Source organism: Pseudomonas sp. P8_241 (assembly GCF_034008315.1).
Lineage (GTDB): Bacteria > Pseudomonadota > Gammaproteobacteria > Pseudomonadales > Pseudomonadaceae > Aquipseudomonas.
The window spans coordinates 2864855-2888009 of sequence record NZ_CP125377.1 but is presented as its reverse complement, the minus strand read 5'-3'; the positions used below and the strand labels follow the sequence as shown (position 1 = coordinate 2888009).

The window sequence follows — 23155 nt, the reverse complement described above, 5'->3', positions numbered from 1 at the left end:
TCAATGCCCCACGGCGAAGGCAATCGGCGCCGAACGGGCCAGACCGCCCCGGCACTTGAGCACCCGCAATTGCGCCGGTTGCGCGTCGATGGCGATACGCAGGGCCGCAGGCGAAGGGTTGATGGCTTCACTGAGCGGGCGATAGGCAAACGCCAGGGTCTGGCCGGTCTCCGCCGCCACCTGCAAGCGACGTAATGCACGATCATCGGCCTTGTGCGGCCAGCACAGCACCGCGCCGCAACTGCCGGAACGCAGGCATTGTTCCGTCGCCCACAGCGCATCGCGCTCGCTGGCCTGGATGATCGACAACTGACGCAGGTCGACCCCGGCGCTCTGCCACGCCTGGGGATACGGTACGTAGGGCGGCGCCACCAGCACGATGCGTTCGCCCGCCGCCGCCAGCCGCGCCAGCGCAGGCCACACCAGTTGCAACTCGCCGACGCCCTGCCCGGCCAGGAGGATTTCCGTCAATGCCGCCTCCGGCCAGCCACCGGTGGGCAACACGGCATCCAGCGTGGCATGCCCGGTGGGTTGCGGGCTGACGGCCGGCGGTGCAGGCCGGCCCTTCCAGACCTGGCCGCCATTGAACAGGGTATCCAACGCAACGACGGCACCCATCAACCTTTCCTCACCAGACCACAGAACACCCCTTCGATGGCCAGATCCTGATCGGCTTCGACGATGATCGGCTGGTAGGCCGGGTTACGCGGCAACAGGCGCACAACGTCACCCACCCGTTCGAAACGCTTGATGGTGACCTCGCCGTCGAGCCGCGCAACGACGATCTGGCCGTTGAGCGCCTCGGGATTGCGGTGCACACCCACCAGGTCACCGTCGAGAATGCCGTCTTCGATCATCGAATCACCCCGGACCCGCAGCATATAGTCCGGTACCCGGGAGAAAAACGATGGATCGAGCAGCAAACGGCTGTGTACCTCGGCATCGGCGCCGATGGGCGCACCGGCCGCGACCCGACCGAGGACTGGAATGTCCAGCAGTTCGGGGCGTGGGGGTTGCCCAAGCAAGCGAATGCCCCGGGCCTGATGAGGATTGACCTCGATAAAACCGGCCTCGGTCAGGGCCAGCACATGCTTGCGTGCCACGCTTCGGGAGGCAAAGCCGAACGCCTCGCTGATTTCAGCGAGGCTCGGGGACTGACCCTGTTCGGCGATGCGATCGCGGATAAAGGTCAGGATGGCGGTACGGCGGGGCGTTAAAGTCGTCATGGAGTACATTTGTACTCTTTCAGGTTTTTCCTGGCAAGGGCCGCCAGTCAGCTGAGACACAAAAAACTGTACATGCATACAGATAAAGATTGCTCAGACACGCATCAGCCGCCATTCTGTGCACCTCTCGTACTTGATCGACGATGGTGGTTATGCAGCTGTACCTCTGTGAAAAACCTTCCCAGGCCAAAGACATCGCGGCTGTACTCGGCGCCAGGCGCCGGGGCGATGGCTGCTGGCTGGGAACGGACGTCACGGTGACCTGGTGCATCGGCCACCTGCTGGAAACCGCACCGCCGGATGCCTACGACGCGCGTTACAAACGCTGGGTGCTGGCTGACCTGCCGATCATTCCGGAAAAATGGAAGATGACTGTCAAGCCGCGCACGGCCAGCCAGTACAAAGCAGTCAAGCGCCTGCTTGGCGAAGCTTCAGAGCTGATCATCGCCACCGACGCCGACCGCGAAGGCGAAATGATCGCCCGGGAGCTGGTCGAACATTGCCGTTACCGCGGGCCGATCCGCCGCCTCTGGTTGTCGGCGCTGGACGATGCCTCGATCCGCAAGGCCCTTGCCGCGCTCAAACCGGGAGCCGACACGTTCAACCTCTATCATTCGGCCTTGGGCCGATCTCGGGCTGACTGGCTGATCGGCATGAACATGAGCCGGCTTTTTACTTTGCTCGGGCGCCAATCCGGTTATCAAGGGGTGTTGCCGGTCGGGCGCGTACAAACGCCGACCTTGCGCCTGGTGGTGGATCGCGATCGCAGCATTGCCGACTTCGTACCGGTCGCCTACTGGGCCATCGACGTGCAACTGCTGCACAACGGCACCACGTTCACCGCGCAATGGCGGGCGGCCTCCGAGGCTTGCGACGACCAGGACCGCTGCCTGAACCAGGCACTGGCACAACAAGCGGCAACGGCCATGGGCCGCGCACCCACCGCCCGGGTGATCAAGTTGCGCACCGAGCGGATGCGCGAAGTCGCCCCCCTGCCCTTCGATCTGGGCACCCTGCAGGAAGTCTGTTCGAAAAAGCTCGGCCTCGGCGCCCAGGAAACCCTCGACATCGCCCAGGCGCTTTACGAAACCCACAAAGTCATCACCTATCCGCGCAGTGATTGCGGTTACCTGCCGGTCAGCCAGCACAGCGAGGCGCCGGCGATTCTGGCAGCGCTGCGTCAGGCCGACCCGGCCCTGAACATCTTGCAAGATCACCTTGAGCCGCACCGTCGCTCGCGGGCCTGGAACGACGCCAAGGTCAGCGCTCACCACGGCATCATTCCCACCGCGGCCGCGAAAAACCTGGAACGCCTGACCGGCAAGCACCGTGCGGTCTACACGCTGATCCGCGCCCGTTACCTGGCGCAGTTCCTGCCCAATCACGAATACGACCGCACCCAGGCCGATTTCGACTGTGCCGGCGAGGCGTTGCGCGCCGTGGGAAAACAAATCATCGAACCGGGCTGGAAACGCGCCCTGCCCGAAGCGCTGGCACCGGCCAAGGGGCGCGAAGCGCCAACGCCGCAAACACTGCCGAACCTGGCCGAAGGCATCGATTGCGCGGTGGCTGGCGTGCAGTTCAAGGACCTCTGGACCCAGCCACCCAAGCCTTTTACCGAAGGCGATCTGATCAAGGCGATGAAGAACGTCGCCAAACTGGTGGAAGATCCACTGCTCAAGCAGAAACTCAAGGACACCACCGGTATAGGCACCGAAGCGACCCGTGCCTCGATCATCCAGGGCTTGCTCGACCGTGGTTATCTGATCAAGAACGGCAAAGCCCTGGCCGCAACACCCGCAGCGTTCAGCCTGATCGACGCCGTGCCGCGTGCCATTGCCGATCCGGGGACTACGGCAATATGGGAACAGGCCCTGGACATGGTGCAAAGCGGGGAAATGAGTCTTGAGGAGTTTGTCACCAAACAAGCGGCATGGATGAGCAGGCAAGTCAGCCGCTGTTCCGGGTTGAGCCTGACCATCAGCGGCCCGGCAAGTCCCGCGGGGCGAGGAGCGACTCCGTGGAAAAACAAGCGCAAGACCGCCAGTGGCAAACCTTCGAGCAGCGGCAAGCGGACAACGGGCAAGCGCGCGGCAAAACCGGCCAAGCCCTCGTAATGTTCATTTATTCGACATCACAAAAAAAGAGAGGGCATCCATTGCCCTCTCTTGCGCTGTTGACGCTCCTGCGTCAGAACTGATCTGGACCTCAAGAAGCCAGAATGAAGTCCGTGGTCGTGATGGTTGTTGCGTCGCCCACCCCTACCAGGCGGATGGAGTCAGCACCGGCAAAGCTGATCAAGGTATCGGCACCGACATCGGCGATGGTGACATTGCCGACAAAGGTTGCAGCCGTAATGTTGAACCCGGAAATATCCAGCCGATCCTGGCCACCCTGCCCCGGGTTGGCATCGAAGCCGGTGATCTGATCAACCCCGAAGCCCGCCGAGAACAAGAAGATATCGTTGCCACCGCTGGCAACCATCGTGTCGTTGCCAGCACCGCCGGTCACCCTGTCGTTGCCATTACCGCCATCGATAAAGTCATTGCCGATACCGCCCAGCAATGTGTCGTTATCGTTACCACCGAGCAGCGTGTCGTTGCCATCGCCTCCCTGGAGCAGATCAATGCCGTTACCGCCATCCAGGCTGTCATTGCCCAGCCCGCCGAGCAGCGTGTCGTTGCCTGTTCCACCACTGAGCACATCGGCCCCGTCACCGCCGTCGAGGCTGTCATCACCCGTGCCGCCGCTCAGGGTATCGGTACCAATGCCACCCAACAGCTGGTCGTTACCGCCGTCACCATTGAGTGTGTCGTTACCGCCGTTGCCGGTGAGGATGTCATCGCCGCCGCCGCCACTGAGAATGTCATTACCCGCCCCGGAGGTGATGGCGTTGTTCGACCCATTGCCGGTGCCGGTGAAGTTGCCGACCCCGGTGTAGGTCAGATTCTCGACATTGGCACTGAGCGAGTAATTGACCAGCGATGTCTGCACGGAATCCGTACCGCCACCCTGCGCCTCGACCACCACGTCATCGACGTTGTCGACGACGTAGGAATCGTTGCCGGCCAGACCCACCATCCGGTCAGCACCCGCACCGCCATTGAGGACGTCATTTCCGACCCCGCCGGTGAGGGTGTTGGCCAGCGCATTACCGTTACCCGTGAAGTTGGCGGTACCGGTATAGGTCAGGTTCTCGACGTTTGCGTTGAGCAGGTAGGTCGCCAGACTGGTTTGCACCAGATCGGTACCGCCACCCACCGCCTCAATGACGGTGTCACCGACGTTATCGACCACGAAGGTATCGTTGCCGGTTCCACCGTTCATGGCATCCGCGCCGAGTCCCCCGTTGAGGGTGTCGTTGTCGGCCTCGCCATTGAGGATGTCGTTGTCGTCTCCGCCGTTGAGAATGTCGTTGCCGGTGCCACCAAACAACTGGTCAATACCGACCAGGCCGTTGAGCGTATCGTTCCCACCGAGGCCAATCAGCACGTCGTCACCGGCGCCGCCGGTAAGCAGGTTTGCCGCCGCAGTGCCCTGCAATACCACACCAGCCGGAACCGTGATCGCCGCAGTTGCCACAGAGGTCAACGACTCCAGCTTGCCGAAGCCATCGGTGTAGCGCACGATCACCCGCAATTGCAGAATGCCCTGCGCCGCACCAGGGGTGAAGGACGCAGCGGTCGCTCCGTTGATGTCGGTGAAGGAAGCACCGGTACCTTGCTGCCATTGGAAGCTGAAGGTGCCCAGCCCGTCCGCATCGGCAATCCCGCCAGTCAGCGCGGTGAGCACCTGTCCTCGGGCAGGTGTCGTATCGCTGATCAGCAACGCACCTGTCGGCGCATCGTTGACGTTGGCGACCGGATCCGAGGGGTCGGACGCAATGCTTTCGTGCACACCGAAGTCATCCACGTAACTGACCACCACGCGCACCTGATCCCCGACCTGAGCCTGGGTCAGTGAGAATGTGCTACCGGTGGCGCCCGGGATGTTGACGAAGTTGACCCCGTTGGTCGCCTGCCACTGGAAGGTGAACTGCGGGTTGCTCAGGCCATCAACGTCGATGATGCTCGATGGGTCAGCGGTCAACAGCTGGTTCTGCACCAAAAGCCCGGTGACCGTCGGCCTTGCGCTCGCTGTGCTGTTTGGCGATGAATCGACGATCTCCAGCGTGCCCTTGGCATCCTGATACACCGCCCGGACACGGATGTTCAGCCCCGCGACATCGTCCGCCACCCGGTACGTAGTGCCGACCGCCCGCGATGCCTCACCCGCGGCAAGAAAGGTGATGTCTTCATAGACGCCCGAACCGACAACGTTTTCGACCTGCCAGTAGTAAGACACTGGACCTGCAACCGCACCGGTCAGGTTGGTCGCACTGACATTGTCCGCGTCGTGCACCCGCAGATCGCTCACACGCAGCAACTGGCCGGCGACAGGGGTGTCGTCCCGTACGCCAGAAGTCGCATCAAGGATCGCCAGGTGACCCGACGGACCGGCGTTCACCGCTGTGCCCACGCCCGACGACTGCGCCACGTCAGAGAACTGCAGACGCTCGATGCCCGTCAGCCGATCGACGCCATCACGCCCTGCTACCGTGTCGGTCACAATGACCGTGTCACCCTCGACGACAATGTTGTAGTCCGTCGCAACACCGGAGAACAGCGCTGTGTCGAATTTGTCATCGCCGGTCAGAATCTCCCGCACGATGACCAACTGGCCAGGGTTGTAAGTACCGTTCAACATGAACGGCACCATCGGCTCCATACTGTCGAACGAGGCGATTTCCGGGCCCGTGCCATCAAGGTTTGCCCGTACGCTGATGCGTACGTTCAGCCACTTGTCACCATCAATGATGTCGTCACCGCCGCGGCCTTCGATCAGGTCGCTGCCGCTGCCACCGAGGATGATGTTGCCACCGTCGAAGAACGTCGCGCCGGCAGGCAGCAGATCCGCCAGGCCGTCGATCAGGTCGATGTTGGTCAGCACACTGCCGGTTGCACCGGCGGTAGGCAGCGAAGCGGCATCTTCGTTGTCACCGCGCAGGAAGTCACCGTGGGACGAACCCGACAGGCCTTCCATGATGTCGAAGCGCACCAGTGCCGAAGCACCTGAACCCGGCACCGGAGGTACATCGAAGAAGCGGTCGGTGAAGTCGATGCTCACCCCCTGGGCAAGCCCCTTGAACGTCGCCCAGTCATAGCCGGAGCCGCCGATATAGCGGTCACCCAAGCCGAGACTGCCGACCATGATGTCGTCACCGCCTTCGCCGTTGAACTTATCGTTCTCGCCGGCGCCGATGTAGACATCGTTGCCGACTATCGGGTCGTTGCCAAACGGGTCGAAGTTATCGCCTGGCGCACCGTCCGAGGTGCCTTTCTCCATCCAGTCGTCGCCTTCGTTACCCATGTCCTGCTCGTTGGCTTTGCTGCCCAGGATAAAGTCGTTGCCCTGGCCACCAATGGCATCGGAAGCGTCCTCACCGGTAACGATGAAGTCGTTGCCGAACCCGCCGATGATCAGGTTGACGCCATTGCCGCCGTGCAGCACGTCGTTGCCGTCGCCGCCCTGGATGTTATCGTCGCCGCCGACATCGGTGATGATGTCGTCGCCGGCACCACCGCGCAGCTGATCGTTGCCGTTACCGCCCTCGATGCGATCGTTGCCGCCATCGCCCCAGACCGTGTCGTCGCCTTCACTGGAGACCAGAATGTCTGCGCCGTTGGTGCCGCCCAGCACGATGTGCTCTGCGCCCGTGTAGCGGATGTAGTTGCTGTCCGGTCCGACGGTCAGCGTGTTGTCGCGGAAGACCACCTGCTCGTTGTTGTCGCCAAGCGGATCGGCGTTGCCCAGGCCTTCGTTGAACTGCTTGCTGGGGTCCACTTCCAGATAGAACCCAGGGTCCGAGAACACCAGGCCCGGTAAGTGCGTAGCCGAGGTGTTGGCCATGATCAGCTTGGCGAACGAGTTGCTTTCCAGCTCGGCATTCATCGACAGGCCAGAGGTACGCTCCAGATAGTAGAAGCGGTCGCCGTCCTGCAGTTTTTCCAGCTGGTTCTCGAACACGAAGTTGAAGGTCGAACCGAGCATGCCGCCGAACGGGGTTTTCTCTTCGGCCAGACCGCCGATCCAGAGGTCGATGGCATCGACGCCCGTGATAGTTACACCCTTCAGATCGTCGGCGGTACCCAGTACCCCATCCTTGCCGGCCCGAGTTACGTTGGCCCAGGTAGACGTTCCATTGAGGAAGTCCAGGCGATCAGACGGCGCACCTGCGCCACCGAACACCAGCAACATCGCTGCCGCGCGCTTACCTTCCAGCGTGGTCGCCGCCGTGATCGTGTCATGTGTGCCATAGGCAGCGATGAAGTTGATCAACGACTCCGGATGCTTGAGGTGTTGCAACAAGTCCACCCAACTGGTGTAAGGCTTGAGCTGGGTATCACCGGTCTGGCTGTAGATGTCGCGGCGAATCGCGTTGAGTGAGGGGATCCCCACATCACGGCCACGGGCGATGTTGATCGCCGGCAGGTCGAGCGGCAGGCCGAGCAGGTTGTTGCGCAGCGCCTCGGTGACGAACTCGTCGATTTCGTTACCGGATTGCCGAGTCACCCCACGAACGATCGCGCTGGTTGCATCCTCTGGCGTCACCCCGCTGGCGGCGTACGCCAATGGATTGAGGAACGCCGCAATCAAGCCCAGTTGCTGATCGGGATTGGTAGGGCTGGCCGGATCGCCCACTACGTTGAAGTCCACATCGTAGCGGTCGACGGTCTCGGTCAGCATCGAGTGGCCAAACCGGTACACGGTATGGGCGAACTCGGCGACGATCGAGGCATCGAGGTCGACGTCATAGACCTGGGTCGGTGCGAAGAACAGGTCGATGTTGGGCTGGATGGTCCGCGCAAACTCTTCGAACACCAAGTGTTGATACTGCATCTCGGTGCCGAACTTGGCAGCCTGGAACAAACGTTCGCCGTTCCACACCAGTGCATCGATTTCAGCCTGGTTGACTGGCAATGCGCTCACCGGAGTGAGCAGCCACTCGTTGAGGAAGGCCAGGTCCGCCGAATCGAGCACGGTGTCCATGGTCTGCGCAACCAGGCGGTTGTGCTCGGAGTGGAAGATCGCATGCACGGCAGTCAGGCCGATGTTTTCGTTGACCCGGCCGTCGCCTGCAATGTAGTGCGCATCCAGCAATTCGTTGTCGTAAACCAGGTTGGCCCCGGTCTGCGGATTGGATGGCACCGTGTTGCCTGCAATGTTATCGATATCAGGAGCCAGCACACCACCGCTGAACACCGGCGCTGCACTGTTGGCAATGTCGGCGAGGAACTGGTGTCCGGTGCGTACGGCATTGGTCAGGCTGATCGGGGCAGTCGGATCGCCTTCGACAAGGACGTCATCTGCCGTGCCGCCAATACCATCGAGCCCCTTCATCACGACCATCGGGAAGCCGTTCGGCCCCTTGATGAAATTGCCATAGGCATCGGTCGCCAACAACGGCGAGTTACCGACATCGGCATCCGTCAGGCGGATACCCAGAACGTCGGCAGCCTGCGCCTTGACCACCTTCCAGGTCGCCATGCCACCGATTTCAGCGTCGTCCGAGGTCCCGTATTTGCCATCAGCGCCCAGGTCACGGTTGGTGATCAGCCGGCCGGTCGCTATGGGGCCATTGTCAGTCAGCTCATAAGCGCGCAAGAACACCTGATGCGAGGGGTGCGAGCTGTAGGTCTGGTTCTGGTCCACAAACGGCGAGGTGGTGTTGGTGTGCTCATGGATGTCGTCGGACGTACCAAGAACGCCATCCGCCCCTGGCTGGTTGGTTGCGCGGGTCAGCACCATGAAGTTGGTGTTGCCGCCTGGCACATACAGCGGATCATCCGGTTGCAGCGGGATGTAGACGGTGCCCGAACCGCCCTTGGTGAGCAGGTCCAGACCGTGATCGAAGAACTGCCCGAAGAAGGTCATCCACGCGTTGAACGGCGCGGACAATCCCGCATCCGCCGTGGTGTTTTCGAACAGGTACACATCATGGTCATCGGCCGTACCGAATTTTCCATCCATGCCTGGGCTGGCGACGATCCGTACGCCATCCTTGAGCACGTCGTCATTGCCTGGCCCTGTCAGGCCGAAGTCGAGCGTACCGTTCGCACCCACATCGTGCGCCGTGGCGTAGGCGGCCGGGTTGTTCGACGTCTGGTCGACGATCAGGTTACTGATGGTGCGCGGCTGCGAGTCAAACACAGCACCGCTGGTCTGCTGATACGATGAGCCGCTAAACGCCGGCGAACCGGGGCCGAAGAAGCCGGCACCCACACCCTCCGCAGAATTGAACACCGGATCGCTAATGCGCGGAAAGAGGTTGTCGGCGGCACCAAACTCGGTGTTGTTGATGCCATTGAGGTTCAGCAGGTTGTTGTTCGAGCCATCGACTGCCCGCAGGCCCAACGCCGAACGGATGTTGGGGATCAGCGAGAGAATGTCCTGACCGGCCGCGTCTGCTTCGGCAATCTTGATCTGATCAAGAATGAAGTTGAGGTCGGAGCGAACCATGTGCAGCCCTTCGCCACCCGCGGTTGCATCACCTACAGGTGCCGGCGTCGTTGGCGTGACCGCCGCGCCGGGAGCCACCACGGACGTTGGCTGCGAGAACACTACCTCCGTAGTGCCATGCCCGTCCTGGTAAATCGCCTTGACCCGCAACGTCAGTCCGGCAAGGTCAGGAGAGACCTTGAACGTGGTGCCGTCGGCACTCTGGAACGCCAGGTCACCGGCGGGCAACAGAATGATGTCCTCAAACACGCCGCTGGCTGGGTCGGCCTCGAACTGCCAGTAGTAGGACACCGAGGTACTGTTGAGAGTACCCAACGGATTAGCCGGGGAGATGTTGTTGGTGTCACGCACCAAGGCTGAGCTGACTGTCAGCGTGTCGCCCACCGTGATTGCTCCGCCGTTTCCATCGGCGATGGTCGGCCTGCCCGTCGGTTGTGCATTGAGCCCCGGCACCAGCTCTCGCTGACCATCGGAGAATTGCAGGCGTTCGATATGCAGCAGCGTATCGGTGCCGTCGCGACCCGCGACGGTATCCGTCACCGTCCACACATCGTCCGTCAGAGTCTCCGTGCCGCGAGTGTTCTGAGTGACCGTGTACTCGCTCTGAACTCCGGAGAAAATGGCGGTATCGAAAGCTGCCCCGCCTATCGAGGTGCCGGGCAGGATTTCCCGCACAGCCTTGAGTTGGCCCGGGTTATAGGTGCCATCGAGCATGAACGGAATCATGTCTTCCATGCTGTTGAAGCTGGCGACTTCGGGGCCGGTATGGTTGACGTCATTCGGGCCATAGACCGCAATTCTGACGTTGATCCATTTGTCGCCATCGATCAGATCGTCGCCACCGCGACCCTCGATCAAGTCACTGCCATTGCCGCCGAGGATGATGTTGCCCGTGGCAAAACCGGTGGTCGGCAAGCCGGCATCGGAGAGAAACTGTGCCAGCCCCCGGATCAACGCCACATTGGTCAGCGCACTGCCTGTGGTACCGCCGTGGTTGATGATGGTGTCGGCATCGACATCATCGCCTTTGAGCACGTCACCGAATTGCGAACCGGACAGGCCTTCGACCTCGGCAAAGCGGTCGAGGATCGAAGCCGGTGAGGCACCGACCGGGTTGAACACCCCGGTGTTCTGGTTGGGCGCATTGCCATGGGGCTGCGCCAGCGCGGCCATGCTCAGGTCGGCGGTCACGCCAATCCGGTCATTTTTATAGGTCACCCAGTCGAAACCGGACATGCCGTCCATGTTGTCCTGGGCATCGCTGCCGACAAAGATGTCATCGCCACCCTCGCCGATCATTTCATCGAAACCAGGACCGCCGACAAAGACGTCGTTGCCGATCACGTCGTCATTGAGCAGCGGCGAGGCGTTATCGCCAGGCGCCCCGTCCTGGGTGCCCTTCTCGATCCAGTCATCACCTTCGCCACCGGTAGCGGGCAGGTTGGTCTTGGCACCGAGGATGAAATCGTCACCCTGACCGCCGAAGATCGTGCTGATGTCTTCGGTGGTGATGATGAAGTCCTGACCGTCGCCGCCCAGAATCAGGTTACCGGCCCCAGCCATGCTGCCGGCCACGATCACGTCGTTACCGGCATTCCCTTCCAGACGGTTATCGCCGAACGAGTCGCTGATGATGTCATCGCCCGCCCCGCCCAGTACCGCATCGTTGCCCGCGCCGCCTTCGAGGCGGTCATTGCCGCCATCGCCATAAACGGTGTCATCGCCGTCACCCGAAATAATGATGTCATTGCCGGCGGTGCCGCCGAGGACAACATGATCCTCACCGGTGTACTGCAGAAAATTACTATCGGTCCCTGCGGTATTGGGGTTGTTGCGGATCACCAGCGGCACGATTTCCACGCCGTTGATCATCAATCCGCCCGTCGGATCTGCTTTGCCGTCCAGGCCAAGGTCGGTGAACTGATTGGCCTGATTGACCTCGAGGGTGAAGGTCGGCGTCAGGAACACAGTGTTCGACAGGTGGGTAACATCGGTATTGAGCATGATCAGTTTGGCAAAGGAGTTGTTTTCCAACTCGGTACCGAAGTTCAGGCCCGCGGTACGCGACAGGTAATAGAACCGGTCGCCGTCCTGCAACGCTTCCATCTGGGTTTCAAACACGAAGTTGAACGACGAGCCGAGCATGCCGCCGAACGGCATCTTCTTCTCGGCAAGGCCACCGATCCAGAAGTCGATGTCATCGACGCCGGTGGTGGTGACGCCATTGTTCATCGCGTAGATGCCCGCACTGTTCAGAAAGTCCAGGCGATCCGCCAGATTGGCGGTGAAGGTTCGCTCCTCGGGCGTGCCCGAATTGATCACCGCAGTACCGCCAAACACCAGGGCAGCCGCGACCGCACGCATCTCGACCAGCGTATCCACGTCGGCCGCTGTCAATGCGCTGTGGGTACCGAACGCCGCGATGAAGTTGACCAGCGACTCGGGGTGCTTGAGGTTCTCCGCCAGGTCGGCCCAGCTGATGTACGGCTTGAGTTGGCTGTCACCGGTAGCGGCATAGAACTCGCGACGCGCTTCATTCAACGTGGGAATACCGGTTTCTCGACCACGTGCCAGGTTCAGGGCAGGCAAATCGAGCGGCAGGCCGAGCAGGTTATTGCGCAACGCTTCGGTGACGAACTCATCGATCTCGTTGCCGAGCTGGCGGGTCGCACCGCGAATGATCGCCCCGGCCGCTTCGTCCGCAGTCGCACCGCTGCCGGCGAACGCCAGCGGGTTGAGGAAGGCGGCGATCAGACCAAGTTGCGAATCCTGGTTGGCAGGATCGGTGAGAAGCGGATTGAACTCGGGATCGAAGCGATCCACCGTCTCGGTCAACATCGAGTGACCGAAGCGGTACACCACGTGCGCGAACTCGGCGAAAATGGCCGGGTTGATCGAAGTGTCATAGCCGTTGGGTGCAAGGAACGCGTCGATCTGCGGTTGAAGGGTCCGGCCAAATTCCTCGAACACCAGATGCTGGTACTGCATCTCGGTGCCGAACTTGGCTGCCTGGAACAGGCGTTCGCCATCCCAGACCAACGCTGCGATGTCGGCGGCTGTCGTCGGTATGGCGGCGACGTCGTCTATCAGCCACTCATTGAGGAAGGCCAGATCGCCAGCGGCCAGGAGGGTGTCCTTGGTTTGCTGAATCAGGCGGTTGTGTTCGGAGTGGAACACGTGGTGCACGGCGGTCAGGCCGATGTTTTCGTTCGCCCGGCCATCGCCGGCGATGTAATGCGCGTCGAGCAGTTCGTTGTCATAGGTCAGGTTATTGCCTTGCGTGCCAACGTCCTGCGCATTGCCGACATCGGTGTCAGCATCCGCCTGCAGAACGCCGCCGACGACAACTGGCGCTGCGTTGTGCGCGATGTCGTCGAGAAAGCCATGCCCGGTGCTCACGGCGTTGGCCAGGCTGATCGGCGCATCCCGGTTGCCTTCGACCAGCTGCGTGACGTCATCAGCCGTCCCCGCGGTGCCGTCAGCCCCATTACCGACGCGCATCACCACCTGCGGCATGCCACTGGGCCCACGGAGGAAGTTGCCATACGCATCCGTTGCCAGCAGCGGCACGCTGTGCACATCGGCGTCGGTCAGGTTGATACCGAGAATATCGCGGGCCTGGGCCTTGACGACTGCCCAGGTGGCCATGCCGCCATTGCCACTGTCGCTGTCATCGGCCGTGCCGAATTTGCCGTCGTCACCGAGATTGCGATTGGTGATCAAACGCCCCGTGGACACAGGATCACCTGCCGCATTGATGACGTACTCGCGCAGGAACACCTGATGCGACGGGTGTGAGCTATAGGTCTGGCTTTGGTCCACGAACGGCGAGGTAGTGTTGACCTGGCTATCGTCGGCCGTGCCCATCACACCGTCCGCACCGGCTGCGCGCACTGCACGCGAGAGCACCATGAAATTGGGGCCGCCCGGCACGAACAACGGATCGTCCGGTTGCAACGCAATAAACACGATTTCAGAAGGAAGATTGCTCTTGGTGACCAGGTCGAGACCATGGTCGAAGAACTGGCCGAAAAAGGTCATCCACGAGTTGAAACCGGCGGTCAGGCCAACGTCCGGCGACTCGTTGGGGATGAAAAAAACCTGCTTGTCGTCTTCGGTGCCGAAGACACCATCCAGACCGGGACTGATCACCGGATCGGCACCACCGTTCGCCGCAACGGCGGCCGGGTTACTGGCGGTCTGGTCGGCGATCAGGTTGCTGATGATCCGGGGTTGCGGGTCGATCACGGTCCCTGATGCGGCATAAGCCGCTCGATACTGGGCATCCAGCAGGCGCAGGAAGGAGTTGTCCGCGGCGCCGAACTCGGTTTGCCCGGCGACCAGGTTGTTGAAACTGCCATCAACGGTACGCAGGCCATATGGCACCTGAGTGTTGGGTAACAAATCACTCAGGCTGGTGCCATCGGCATGCGCCTCTGCGATGAAGATTTGCTTGAGGATGAACTCCAGGTCCGACTTGCTGAAATTAGCCATTTTCGATTGCCCTCGATCTATCTGGGGAAGAGCACGGGACGAAACAATCCTCCCGCGCCCAGTCAGGTGCAGGCTTGCGCAGTGTGTTGGTTCTTGTTTTTTTGGCGAGCGCTGGCGCAGGAAACCGTTACCCGGGACCCGGGATACGCGCCTGGAATTCGCGAAATGTATTGCTTGCCAAGCAATCAGGCAGAGCGATCCGTGACCCTGGGTGGGCCATGGAAACTGGAAGAAAAGGCGAACCTCCTGGACAGCCCTTTCACTCTGCGAGAGTACGAAAGGTCCGACATTTTTTTGCTCCCTCAGAAGATCTACCGCCTCTCACACTGACAAAACGTTGACAGGATTCAGGCGCAAGTCCTCCGATAACAGAGACTAAAGTTGCAGAAGAAAAGATTGTCAATTTAACGTCATTAAAACGGACGACCGGCAAATAGGATCCATAAATAGCTGTTTTAAAAAGATATATAGAAAGACTGAAGTAGCTATAGAGCGAAAAGATATTTCAGACTGTTACAACGCCACCTACGCTGCGATTGTGGGAGCAAAGCAGTGATTGGAGCCTCGCCAACAGAGCGACCCGCCTGCGCATTGAATAGCTACCTACTGAATTAGTTAGACTTTTAGCCGTTGCACCGTCATGCAATTGGCTTTCGAAGAGGGAGGCCCCCAAATGCAAAAGCCGCCGAGCACCCGCTCTGAACTGGCTGACGCGCTCTTTCGCCTGCGTCACAGTTTTTACTCCCTGGCAGGCTTCAGCGGCGTCATAAACGTCATGATGTTGACGCCAGCCGTGTACATGCTTCAGGTCTATGATCGGGCATTGGTCAGTCGAAACGTCACAACATTGACGATGCTGACGGTGCTGGTGATCGGCCTGTTCCTGCTGATGTCCACCCTGGAAATGATCCGCACCCGCCTGCTGATCCGGGTCGGCAACTGCCTCGACATGGACCTCAACCGTCGCGTCTTCACTGCCGCATTCGAGCGCAACCTGAATCGCGCCGGAGGTAACCCGGCCCAGGCTCTGCAAGATCTCGCGCAGGTACGCCAGTTCCTCACCGGCAACTCCCTGTTCGCTTTCTTCGACGCGCCGTGGACGCCAATCTACCTGCTGGTTGCTTATATGATCCACCCGCTGCTCGGCTTGCTCACCCTGATCGGCTCGCTGATTCTCATGGGTTTGGCTTATCTCACCGAAAAGGCGACGCAAAAACCCCTGGCCGAAGCCAATCAGGCCGCCCTCTCCTCCGCCCAATATGCCAACAACAACTTGCGCAACGCCGAGGTCATCGAGGCCATGGGCATGCTGCCGTCAATCAGCAAGCGCTGGTACCACAGCCATTTGCGCATTCTGGAAATGCAGACCCTGGCCTCCGACCGCGCCGCCGTGATCAGCAGCACCGGGCGCTTCGTGCGGATCACCTTGCAGTCGCTGATTCTCGGCGCCGGTGCGCTGCTGGCGATTGAAGGCAAGATCACCCCGGGGATGATGATTGCCTGCTCGATCCTCACCGGTCGTGCTTTGGGACCGGTGGAACAGGTCATCGCATCATGGAAGCAACTGCTTGGCTGCCGTTCGGCCTGGGGCCGGCTCAATGAGATGCTGCGTGACAATCCGCGCCGCCCACCGAGCATGTCGCTGCAACGGCCGATGGGCATGATCGCAGTGGAAAACGTGTACGCCGGTTCGCCCGGCACCAACAACACGATTCTGCGCGGCGTGAGCTTCAGCCTTGTGCCAGGCGAAAGCCTTGGCGTGATCGGCCCTTCCGCCTCGGGCAAATCCACCCTCGCCCGTTTGCTGGTTGGCGTCTGGCCAGCGCAGGCCGGCAAGGTGCGCCTGGACGGTGCGGACATGTTCACCTGGAACAAGGCTGAACTGGGTCCCTGGCTCGGTTACCTGCCCCAGGACGTGGAGCTGTTCGAGGGCAGCATCGCCGACAACATCGCACGCTTTGGTGAAGTGGACAGCGACGCGGTCATTCGCGCCGCCAAAAGCACTGGCGTACACGAAATGGTCCTGCGTTTCCCGCAGGGTTATGACACCCACCTGAGCGCCGATGGCAGCCCGCTTTCCGGCGGCCAGAAGCAACGCATCGCCTTGGCCCGCGCACTGTATGGCGAACCCAATCTGATTGTGCTGGATGAACCGAACGCCAACCTCGACGACGTCGGTGAAAAAGCCTTGGTCGACGCAATGGCCGAACTCAAGGCTCGCGGCGCTACCGTCATTCTGATTTCCCACCGCCCCAACGTGCTTTGCGCCGTCGACAAAGTGCTGATGCTGCGTGACGGCGGCGTGCAGATGCTCGGCACCCGCGACGAAGTGTTCGCCGCGCTGCGCAAAGCCAGTGTGATACCTGCCGGCGCGTCGACTCCGTTGGCCTCCGTCAAGACACGGGAGTGATCGATCATGCAACACACCGAGATGATTCGCAGCGACCCCAAGAGCGTCATCGATCTGGATGTCGGCAAACCTGCGCGATGGGGCGTGTGGCTGGTGATCGCCGGCTTCGGCGGCTTCCTGCTATGGTCCTGGCTGGCGCCGCTGGATGCCGGCGTAGTCGCCACCGGCACGGTCAAAGTCACCAGCAATCGCAAAGCCGTGCAGCACCTGAGCGGCGGCACCGTGGAGGCTATCCTCGTTCGCGAAGGTGACATGGTAAAAAAGGGTCAGGAGGTGGTTCGCCTCGACTCGTTGCGCGCACTGGCTGAACAAGGTGCGGTCAGCGCCCAGTACATCGTCAGCAAGACCGTGGAAAATCGTCTGGAAGCGGAACGCGATAACCACGCTGTGGTGAACTACGACCCCATGCTGCTCGAGCGTTTCGGCGACGACCACCGTCTGGTAGCCGCCATGGATCTGCAACAGCGCCTGTTGGACACCCGGCGCGCCGGTCTCGCTGGCGAAATCAGCATCCTGCAGGAAAACCTCGTGGCATCGGCGGTGCAGCTCAAGGGCCTGCAACAGGTCTACGGCGCTCGCGCCTCGCAGATCAACTTCCTCAATCAGGAACTGCAAGGCACCCGCGTACTGGCAGCCGAAGGTTATGTGCCGCGCAACCGCCTGCTTGAACTGGAGCGCAGCAATGCCGACCTTTCCGCCGGCCAGGCAGAAAATCTCAATAACATCGCTCGCGTGCGCAGCCAGACCACCGAAATCAAGCTGCGCATCCTGCAGCGCCAGCACGATTACCTCAAGGAGGTCGAATCGCAGCTGACCGACACCGCCAAGGAAAACACCACCCTGGCCGACCGCTTGCGCGCGCTGGACTATGAAGTTTCCCACACGGTCATTCGCTCGCCGATCGATGGCATGGTCCACTCCCTGAGCATCGCCACGGTCGGCGGGATCATTCAGCCCGGTTTCAAGATCATGGAAATCGTCCCGGTCAACGAACCGCTGCAAGTCGACGCAATGATTCCGGTACAAGCCATCGACAAGATGGTCCCTGGCCTCGCCGTGGACATAGCGTTCCCGGCGTTCAACCATGCCCAGACGCCCAACATCCCCGGCCGCGTGAAGACCATTTCCGCCGACCGCCTGCTGGACGAGGAAAGCAAGCAACCGTTCTATCTGGCCCAGGTGGAAGTCACGCCCGATGGCATGGATCTGCTTGGCAGCAATCACATTCGCCCCGGCATGCCCGCCAGCGTCACCATCAAGACTGGCGAGCGCAACATGATGAGCTATCTTCTCAAACCGATGCTCGAACGTGTGGACAGCTCTTTCAAGGAACAATGAAATGGACCGTCATTGCCTGTTCTTCTGCCTTCTGAGTCTGAGCCTGCCGGCCAGCGCCATGGACCTCAAACAAGCCTGGGATCTGTTGCAGTACCAAGGCCCTGTCTACCAGGCCGCGGTGCATGAAAAAGAAGCCGGCGGGGAAAATCGCGCCATCGGCGTGGCCGGCCTGTTGCCGCAGATCAATGCTTCGGCTTACGACAACAAGGTCAATGGCAGCCAACGCCAGAGTGGTATCGATAAAGACCTCGACTACAACTCCAAGGGCGCAAACGTGCGCTTGCGTCAGCCGCTGTTCAACAAACAGAAGATGGCCGAGTACCGTCAGGGTCAACAACGTGCCGATTACAGTGTCGCGGTGTTCGATGCCAAGAGTCAGGACGCCGCGGTGCGCCTGGCCGAAAGCTATTTCGACGTGCTTCTGGCCAGCGAAACGATTGTCCTGGCCAAATCCAAGCTCAGTGCCTTCGAAGAGCAACTCGCCTCGGCTAAGCGGCGTATGGAACTGGGTGCCGGCACCGTCACCGATATTGACGAGTCGGTCGCTCGCCGCGACCTCGCCGAGGCCGAGCTGATTGAAGCGCAGGACAATCTGGTCAATACGCGGCTCAAGCTGCAGGAATATATCGGTGAGCCCCCGGAATCGCTGACCACCTTGCGCCCAAGTTTCGACACACCACCCCTGCTGCCGAGCAATGTGCAGGACTGGCTGATCAAAGCCCAGACCGATAGCCCGCTGATCCATGCGCGCCGTCATAGCCACGATCTTGCCGAAGAGGAAGTGCAACGCGCCAAGGCCGGGCACTGGCCAACGCTGGACTTCATTGCCGGCTACACCGCAGGCGAAAGCCAATCACTCTCCGAGTTGAATCAACGCAACCACTACGGCTCTGTCGGGCTGGAAGTGAACTTCCCGTTGTTCAGCGGCGGCGGCGTCAGCGCGTTGACACGCCAGGCCAGCGCCAACAGCAGCAAGGCCATGGACGAACTCGACGCAACGAAACAGGAAGTCATCTCTGGCACCCACCGTGAATTCCGCGGCGTACAGAGCGGAGCCAAACGCATTCGCGCGCTGGAGAAAGCCGTCGAGTCCAACGAACGCTCACTGACCTCGGCACGCAAGGGTTTCAAAGAAGGCGGCACCAGCACCAACTCGGACGTGCTTAATGCCGAAGAGCTGCTCTTCGTGGCGCGCCATGATCTGTTCGAGGCCAAGTTGCGCTACTTGATGTCGCGCCTGCGCCTGGCGTCTTCGGTGGGCAGCCTGGGCGACGACGATATCAATCAGATCAACGATTACCTCGGCCCGGAACTGCTGGTCACCAACTGACACTATCCTGTACCGCAAGCGCATTCGCGCCTGCTGATCAGGAGCCCTCACCATGCCTTCAATCGAATTGCACGCTGCTCAACGCGATGAACTTGAAACCATCGAGAACCTGATGCAGTTCTACACCTACGACTTTAGCGAATGGCTACCGCTGAAACTGGGAGAGAACGGTTTTTTCAATATTCAGCCCCTGCAGGACTACTGGCGAAAACCAACGACCCAAGCGTTTCTGATCAAGGTCAACAAAGAACTGGCGGGCTTCGTAACCGTGGATGACGAAACCCATCTGCAAGGCGCCCGGTACAACATGGGCTACCTGTTTATCAGTCGACGCTTTCGTGGCCAGGGTGTCGGGCGTTTTGTCGTGTCTACCCTCTTGAGCCGACTCCCCGGTCAATGGCAGATTTTCCATATCGAGGCCAACCCGCCAGCGCGGCTGTTTTGGGCTGCAGTGATGCCAACGCTCTGCGCCGGGCCTTTCACCCGGCACGCGCTGACAGTTGATGAGCGTCCCTGCACGTTTTATCGCTTTGAGTCTTCGCTGCCATCACCCTGAACGGCACGTTGACGTCTCGTTTTCTAATTCCGAACAGCTTTGTCCGACAATATGTAGTGACTGAACATATTCACTACAAAACCGTTGACGCCTTCGATTTGCCCTTGCATGATGCAGACGTCTCCCCGATCGGGAGAACAGGCAACACGTTTGAGCAAGCTCGTCTGACCGCCGAGCTGTTTTCCCCGGATACACGCTGCCCACAAGGCAGATTGAAGAAGCTGACCTGGCCTGAACGTCCAGTACAAGGGCGAGAAGACTTGGCGAGCCATCCTCATGAAGCTTGTGGCCGACCCTGAAAAAGTCGGCAGTGACTTCCAGGTTTCGCCGCTTCTCTTCGTTGTGACGCTATTGCGTAGCAGTTATTCAACACGACTACATGCAACAGACGCAGGACCCCGCCCGATAAGGCGGTCGAACGCTGACGTCCTGGTTTCGGTGCCAGGGATCAACTAACCGATGGGCTACCTGTATTAGCGAATCAACTTTGAAAGATCACCAATTGGTCAAGGGGTTTATATGATGAATCTGAACAATCAACCAACTATCGAAGAACTGGCACGTATGTTCGCGGCTAAAAAAGACAGCCACGACAACCATATTCTCTGGATCAGCAAGTCGGGCCAGGTTCATATCGATTGCCTGTCGCCACATGCCCATGAAGCCGAGTTCGACCAGAACAACCAGAACCTGCTGGCCCGACTGAAGATGTACCGTCGCGGCCAGGGTTATGTCGGCAAGAAAGCGGCGGCCGACAAGGACTTTATCGGGAGTGTTCTGCAAACCCTGAAACAGGCTTGGGCCTCGATGCAGAACCAGAACGAAGTTCGGGTGATTGATCGTCTGTATTGATTATTGATTGATTCACCAGAAGGGCCTGCTCCCATAAAGAGCAGGCCCTTTTTAATGCGTGCTTACCGGAAGGAGCCGGCTTGCTGGCGAAGGCGGCCTTGAACTTTGCATCAAGCCTGCGGACTTCTTCTCTGGCAAGTCGGATCGCCACATCGCAATGCCTACAAAGAGAAGCCTCTAAGCAGTTCCATAAACGCCAGTGCCGCCGCACTGTGATAGTTGTTTTTGCGCCGAAGCAACGCGGCCCCGCGCTGAGGCGCCCCCGTCAAGGGAATACTGTGCAGTGCACGGTCCCGGTGGGCGATGGCGACCGGAAGGATCGTGGCAATGGCCGTGCTGCGAACGACTTCCAGCAGCGTGTTGACCGAATTGACCTCAATCACCACTTTGGGCGCGATGTAGCGCTGGGCAAAGTACTCATCAATACACGTGCGAGTGATGTAGTCCGGTGTCAGCAACGCAAACTCCAGTTGCGCCAGCGAATCGACAGATAAGGCAGCCTGACGTTCATACATCGGATGATCACGCCCGACCATCAATCCCAGGTTCTCGGTAAAGGTCGGAATCGACTCGATCTCGTTGTTTCTGACTTGATCAAATGCAATCGCTACATCCAGCGAATCATCGGCCAGACCCGCCTCGATGTCGTCCATCGACAACTCGAAAATCTCCAGATGAATATTCGGATAACGCGCCGTGTAGTCCCGTACCAGCGGCCCTACCAGATAGGCCATGAAGGTCGGCGTCATGGCCAGGCGCAAGCTGCCGCGAGACAGGTCCTTGACGTCATGCAGCGCCCGCTTGCCCGCCTCCAGTTCCACCAACACCCGGCGCGCGCACTCGATGTACGCCTCACCGGCATCCGTGGGTTTGACCATGCGCGAGGTACGGTCGAACAGGCTGACACCCAGGGTTTCTTCCAGTTGGCGGATCTGTTGCGACAGGGTCGGCTGGGACACGTGCAGCGCCTCGGCGGCTCGGGTGAAACCACCGTGGTCGGCGACTGCCAGCAAATAACGCAAATGGCGAAGCAGCATGGGAAAACTCATCTATAGGCAATGCTTATATATTGCATTGTATATCGATCTTGGACGCTATGAGTGTATCGGCAGAAGATGGCTTCACACCCAAGCAACACCCCGTCCGACAGGAGATTCACCATGCAACAGTCCCACGCCTACAACGACACCAGCCTGGCCCTGACCACTTCCATTCTCGACGCCAAGGCACGCAAGAATCTGTCCTGGCAGGACCTGACCGACGGCACCGGGCTGAGTCTGGCCTATGTCACCGCTGCCCTGCTCGGCCAGCATCCTCTGCCGGAAAATGCCGCCCAGGTCGTTGGCGACAAGCTCGAACTGGATGCTGACGCCGTGGCCTACCTGCAGATCATCCCGCTGCGCGGTAGTCTCGCGGGCGTGCCGACAGACCCGACCATCTACCGCTTCTACGAGATGATCCAGATCTACGGCACCACGCTCAAAGCCCTGGTTCATGAGCAGTTCGGCGACGGCATCATCAGTGCAATCAACTTCAAGCTCGACATGAAAAAAGTCGAGGACCCGGAAGGCGGCTCCCGCGCCGTGATCACCCTCGACGGCAAGTTCCTGCCCCTGCGTCCTTTCTGATCGAATGCCGGCCCGTAGCGTTCGTGCGGGCCGTCGATCACCACGTTGATTTGGAGCAAGCCCCATGAAAGCGCTCATCGAAGGTTTTTTGAAATTCCAGACAGAAGCGTTTCCACAACGCACCGACCTGTTCAAACACCTCGCAACCACGCAACACCCCGGCACCTTGTTCATCACCTGCTCCGACAGCCGCGTCGTACCGGAACTGCTGACCCAGCAGGAACCCGGCGAACTGTTTGTGATCCGCAACGCCGGCAACATCGTGCCGTCGTACAGTCCGCATCCCGGGGGTGTATCAGCAACCGTTGAATACGCCGTCGCCGTGCTCGGCGTGACCGACATCGTGATCTGCGGCCATTCCGACTGCGGTGCCATGACCGCCGTGGCCAAGTGCACCTGCATGGATCACCTGCCCGCCGTCAGCGGCTGGCTGCAACATACCGCGTCGGCGAAGGTGATCAACGAGTCGCGCCCTCACGCCAATGAAGCAGCCAAGGTGAGTTCAATGGTGCGGGAAAATGTCATCGCTCAACTGGCCAATATCCAGACCCATCCGAGCGTGCGCCTGGCACAGGAAAAAGGCCTGTTGAACCTGCATGGCTGGGTATACGACATCGAGACCGGTTCGATCGACGCACTGGACACCGACAGCCGCAGCTTCGTGTCACTGGCCGAGCACCCGGTGACTTGCGCCGTGTACGGTAGAGCGACTGAGGCCGCATGACGAACATGACAGCGACCGCACACTGGCGGTCGCTGGAG

The 23155-nt window shown here is 60.3% G+C and carries 12 protein-coding genes; 8 read left to right on the top strand and 4 right to left on the bottom strand.

The window, feature by feature from the left end:
- A complete protein-coding gene (imuA, locus tag QMK58_RS13190; protein WP_053160924.1) occupies nt 1-618 on the bottom strand; it encodes a translesion DNA synthesis-associated protein ImuA in 618 nt (205 codons plus the stop codon).
- A complete protein-coding gene (gene lexA, locus QMK58_RS13185) occupies nt 618-1235 on the bottom strand; it encodes a transcriptional repressor LexA (RefSeq protein WP_053160926.1) in 618 nt (205 codons plus the stop codon). Before lexA ends, imuA begins: the two co-directional genes overlap by 1 nt.
- A gap of 143 nt (nt 1236-1378) precedes the next feature.
- On the opposite strand from lexA, the gene QMK58_RS13180 reads away from it, so the two are divergent.
- Nucleotides 1379-3343, top strand: coding sequence for a DNA topoisomerase III (locus QMK58_RS13180; RefSeq protein ID WP_053161358.1), 1965 nt, complete (start codon nt 1379-1381; stop codon nt 3341-3343).
- 91 nt (nt 3344-3434) lie between these two features.
- Here the strand turns inward: QMK58_RS13180 and QMK58_RS13175 are convergent, their stop codons facing one another.
- Entirely contained in the window at nt 3435-14279 is a 10845-nt protein-coding gene (locus tag QMK58_RS13175) for a peroxidase family protein (protein WP_320396417.1), read from the bottom strand.
- 673 nt (nt 14280-14952) lie between these two features.
- Between QMK58_RS13175 and QMK58_RS13170 the strand changes: the two genes are divergently transcribed.
- The 5 genes from QMK58_RS13170 to QMK58_RS13150 all read left to right on the top strand — a co-directional run bounded on the left by QMK58_RS13170 (nt 14953) and on the right by QMK58_RS13150 (nt 20765).
- Nucleotides 14953-16689, top strand: a complete 1737-nt coding sequence (locus tag QMK58_RS13170; protein WP_053160929.1) for a type I secretion system permease/ATPase — start codon at nt 14953-14955, stop codon at nt 16687-16689.
- A 6-nt stretch (nt 16690-16695) separates the two neighbouring features.
- Nucleotides 16696-18027 carry an HlyD family type I secretion periplasmic adaptor subunit gene (locus QMK58_RS13165; RefSeq protein ID WP_053160930.1) on the top strand — a complete coding sequence of 444 codons (1332 nt, stop codon included), beginning with the start codon at nt 16696-16698 and terminating at the stop codon, nt 18025-18027.
- 1 nt (nt 18028) lies between these two features.
- On the top strand, nt 18029-19357 hold the full coding sequence (locus QMK58_RS13160; protein ID WP_320396416.1) for a TolC family outer membrane protein: 1329 nt from the start codon (nt 18029-18031) through the stop codon (nt 19355-19357).
- 52 nt (nt 19358-19409) lie between these two features.
- On the top strand, nt 19410-19913 hold the full coding sequence (locus QMK58_RS13155; protein WP_053160933.1) for a GNAT family N-acetyltransferase: 504 nt from the start codon (nt 19410-19412) through the stop codon (nt 19911-19913).
- A 522-nt stretch (nt 19914-20435) separates the two neighbouring features.
- The gene (locus QMK58_RS13150) at nt 20436-20765 is read left to right on the top strand and encodes a hypothetical protein (RefSeq protein WP_053161360.1); all 330 of its coding nucleotides are present in this window, start codon (nt 20436-20438) and stop codon (nt 20763-20765) included.
- A gap of 161 nt (nt 20766-20926) precedes the next feature.
- Here QMK58_RS13150 and cynR read toward each other — a convergent pair whose 3' ends face one another.
- Complete coding sequence (gene cynR / locus QMK58_RS13145; protein ID WP_320396415.1) at nt 20927-21802, bottom strand: transcriptional regulator CynR; 876 nt, start codon at nt 21800-21802, stop codon at nt 20927-20929.
- 123 nt (nt 21803-21925) lie between these two features.
- On the opposite strand from cynR, the gene cynS reads away from it, so the two are divergent.
- Together cynS and QMK58_RS13135 are read left to right on the top strand one after the other, a co-directional pair.
- Nucleotides 21926-22393 carry a cyanase gene (gene cynS / locus QMK58_RS13140; RefSeq protein ID WP_320396414.1) on the top strand — a complete coding sequence of 156 codons (468 nt, stop codon included), beginning with the start codon at nt 21926-21928 and terminating at the stop codon, nt 22391-22393.
- Nucleotides 22394-22457: 64 nt separating this feature from the next.
- A complete protein-coding gene (locus tag QMK58_RS13135) occupies nt 22458-23117 on the top strand; it encodes a carbonic anhydrase (RefSeq protein WP_320396413.1) in 660 nt (219 codons plus the stop codon).
- Nucleotides 23118-23155 lie beyond the last annotated feature (38 nt).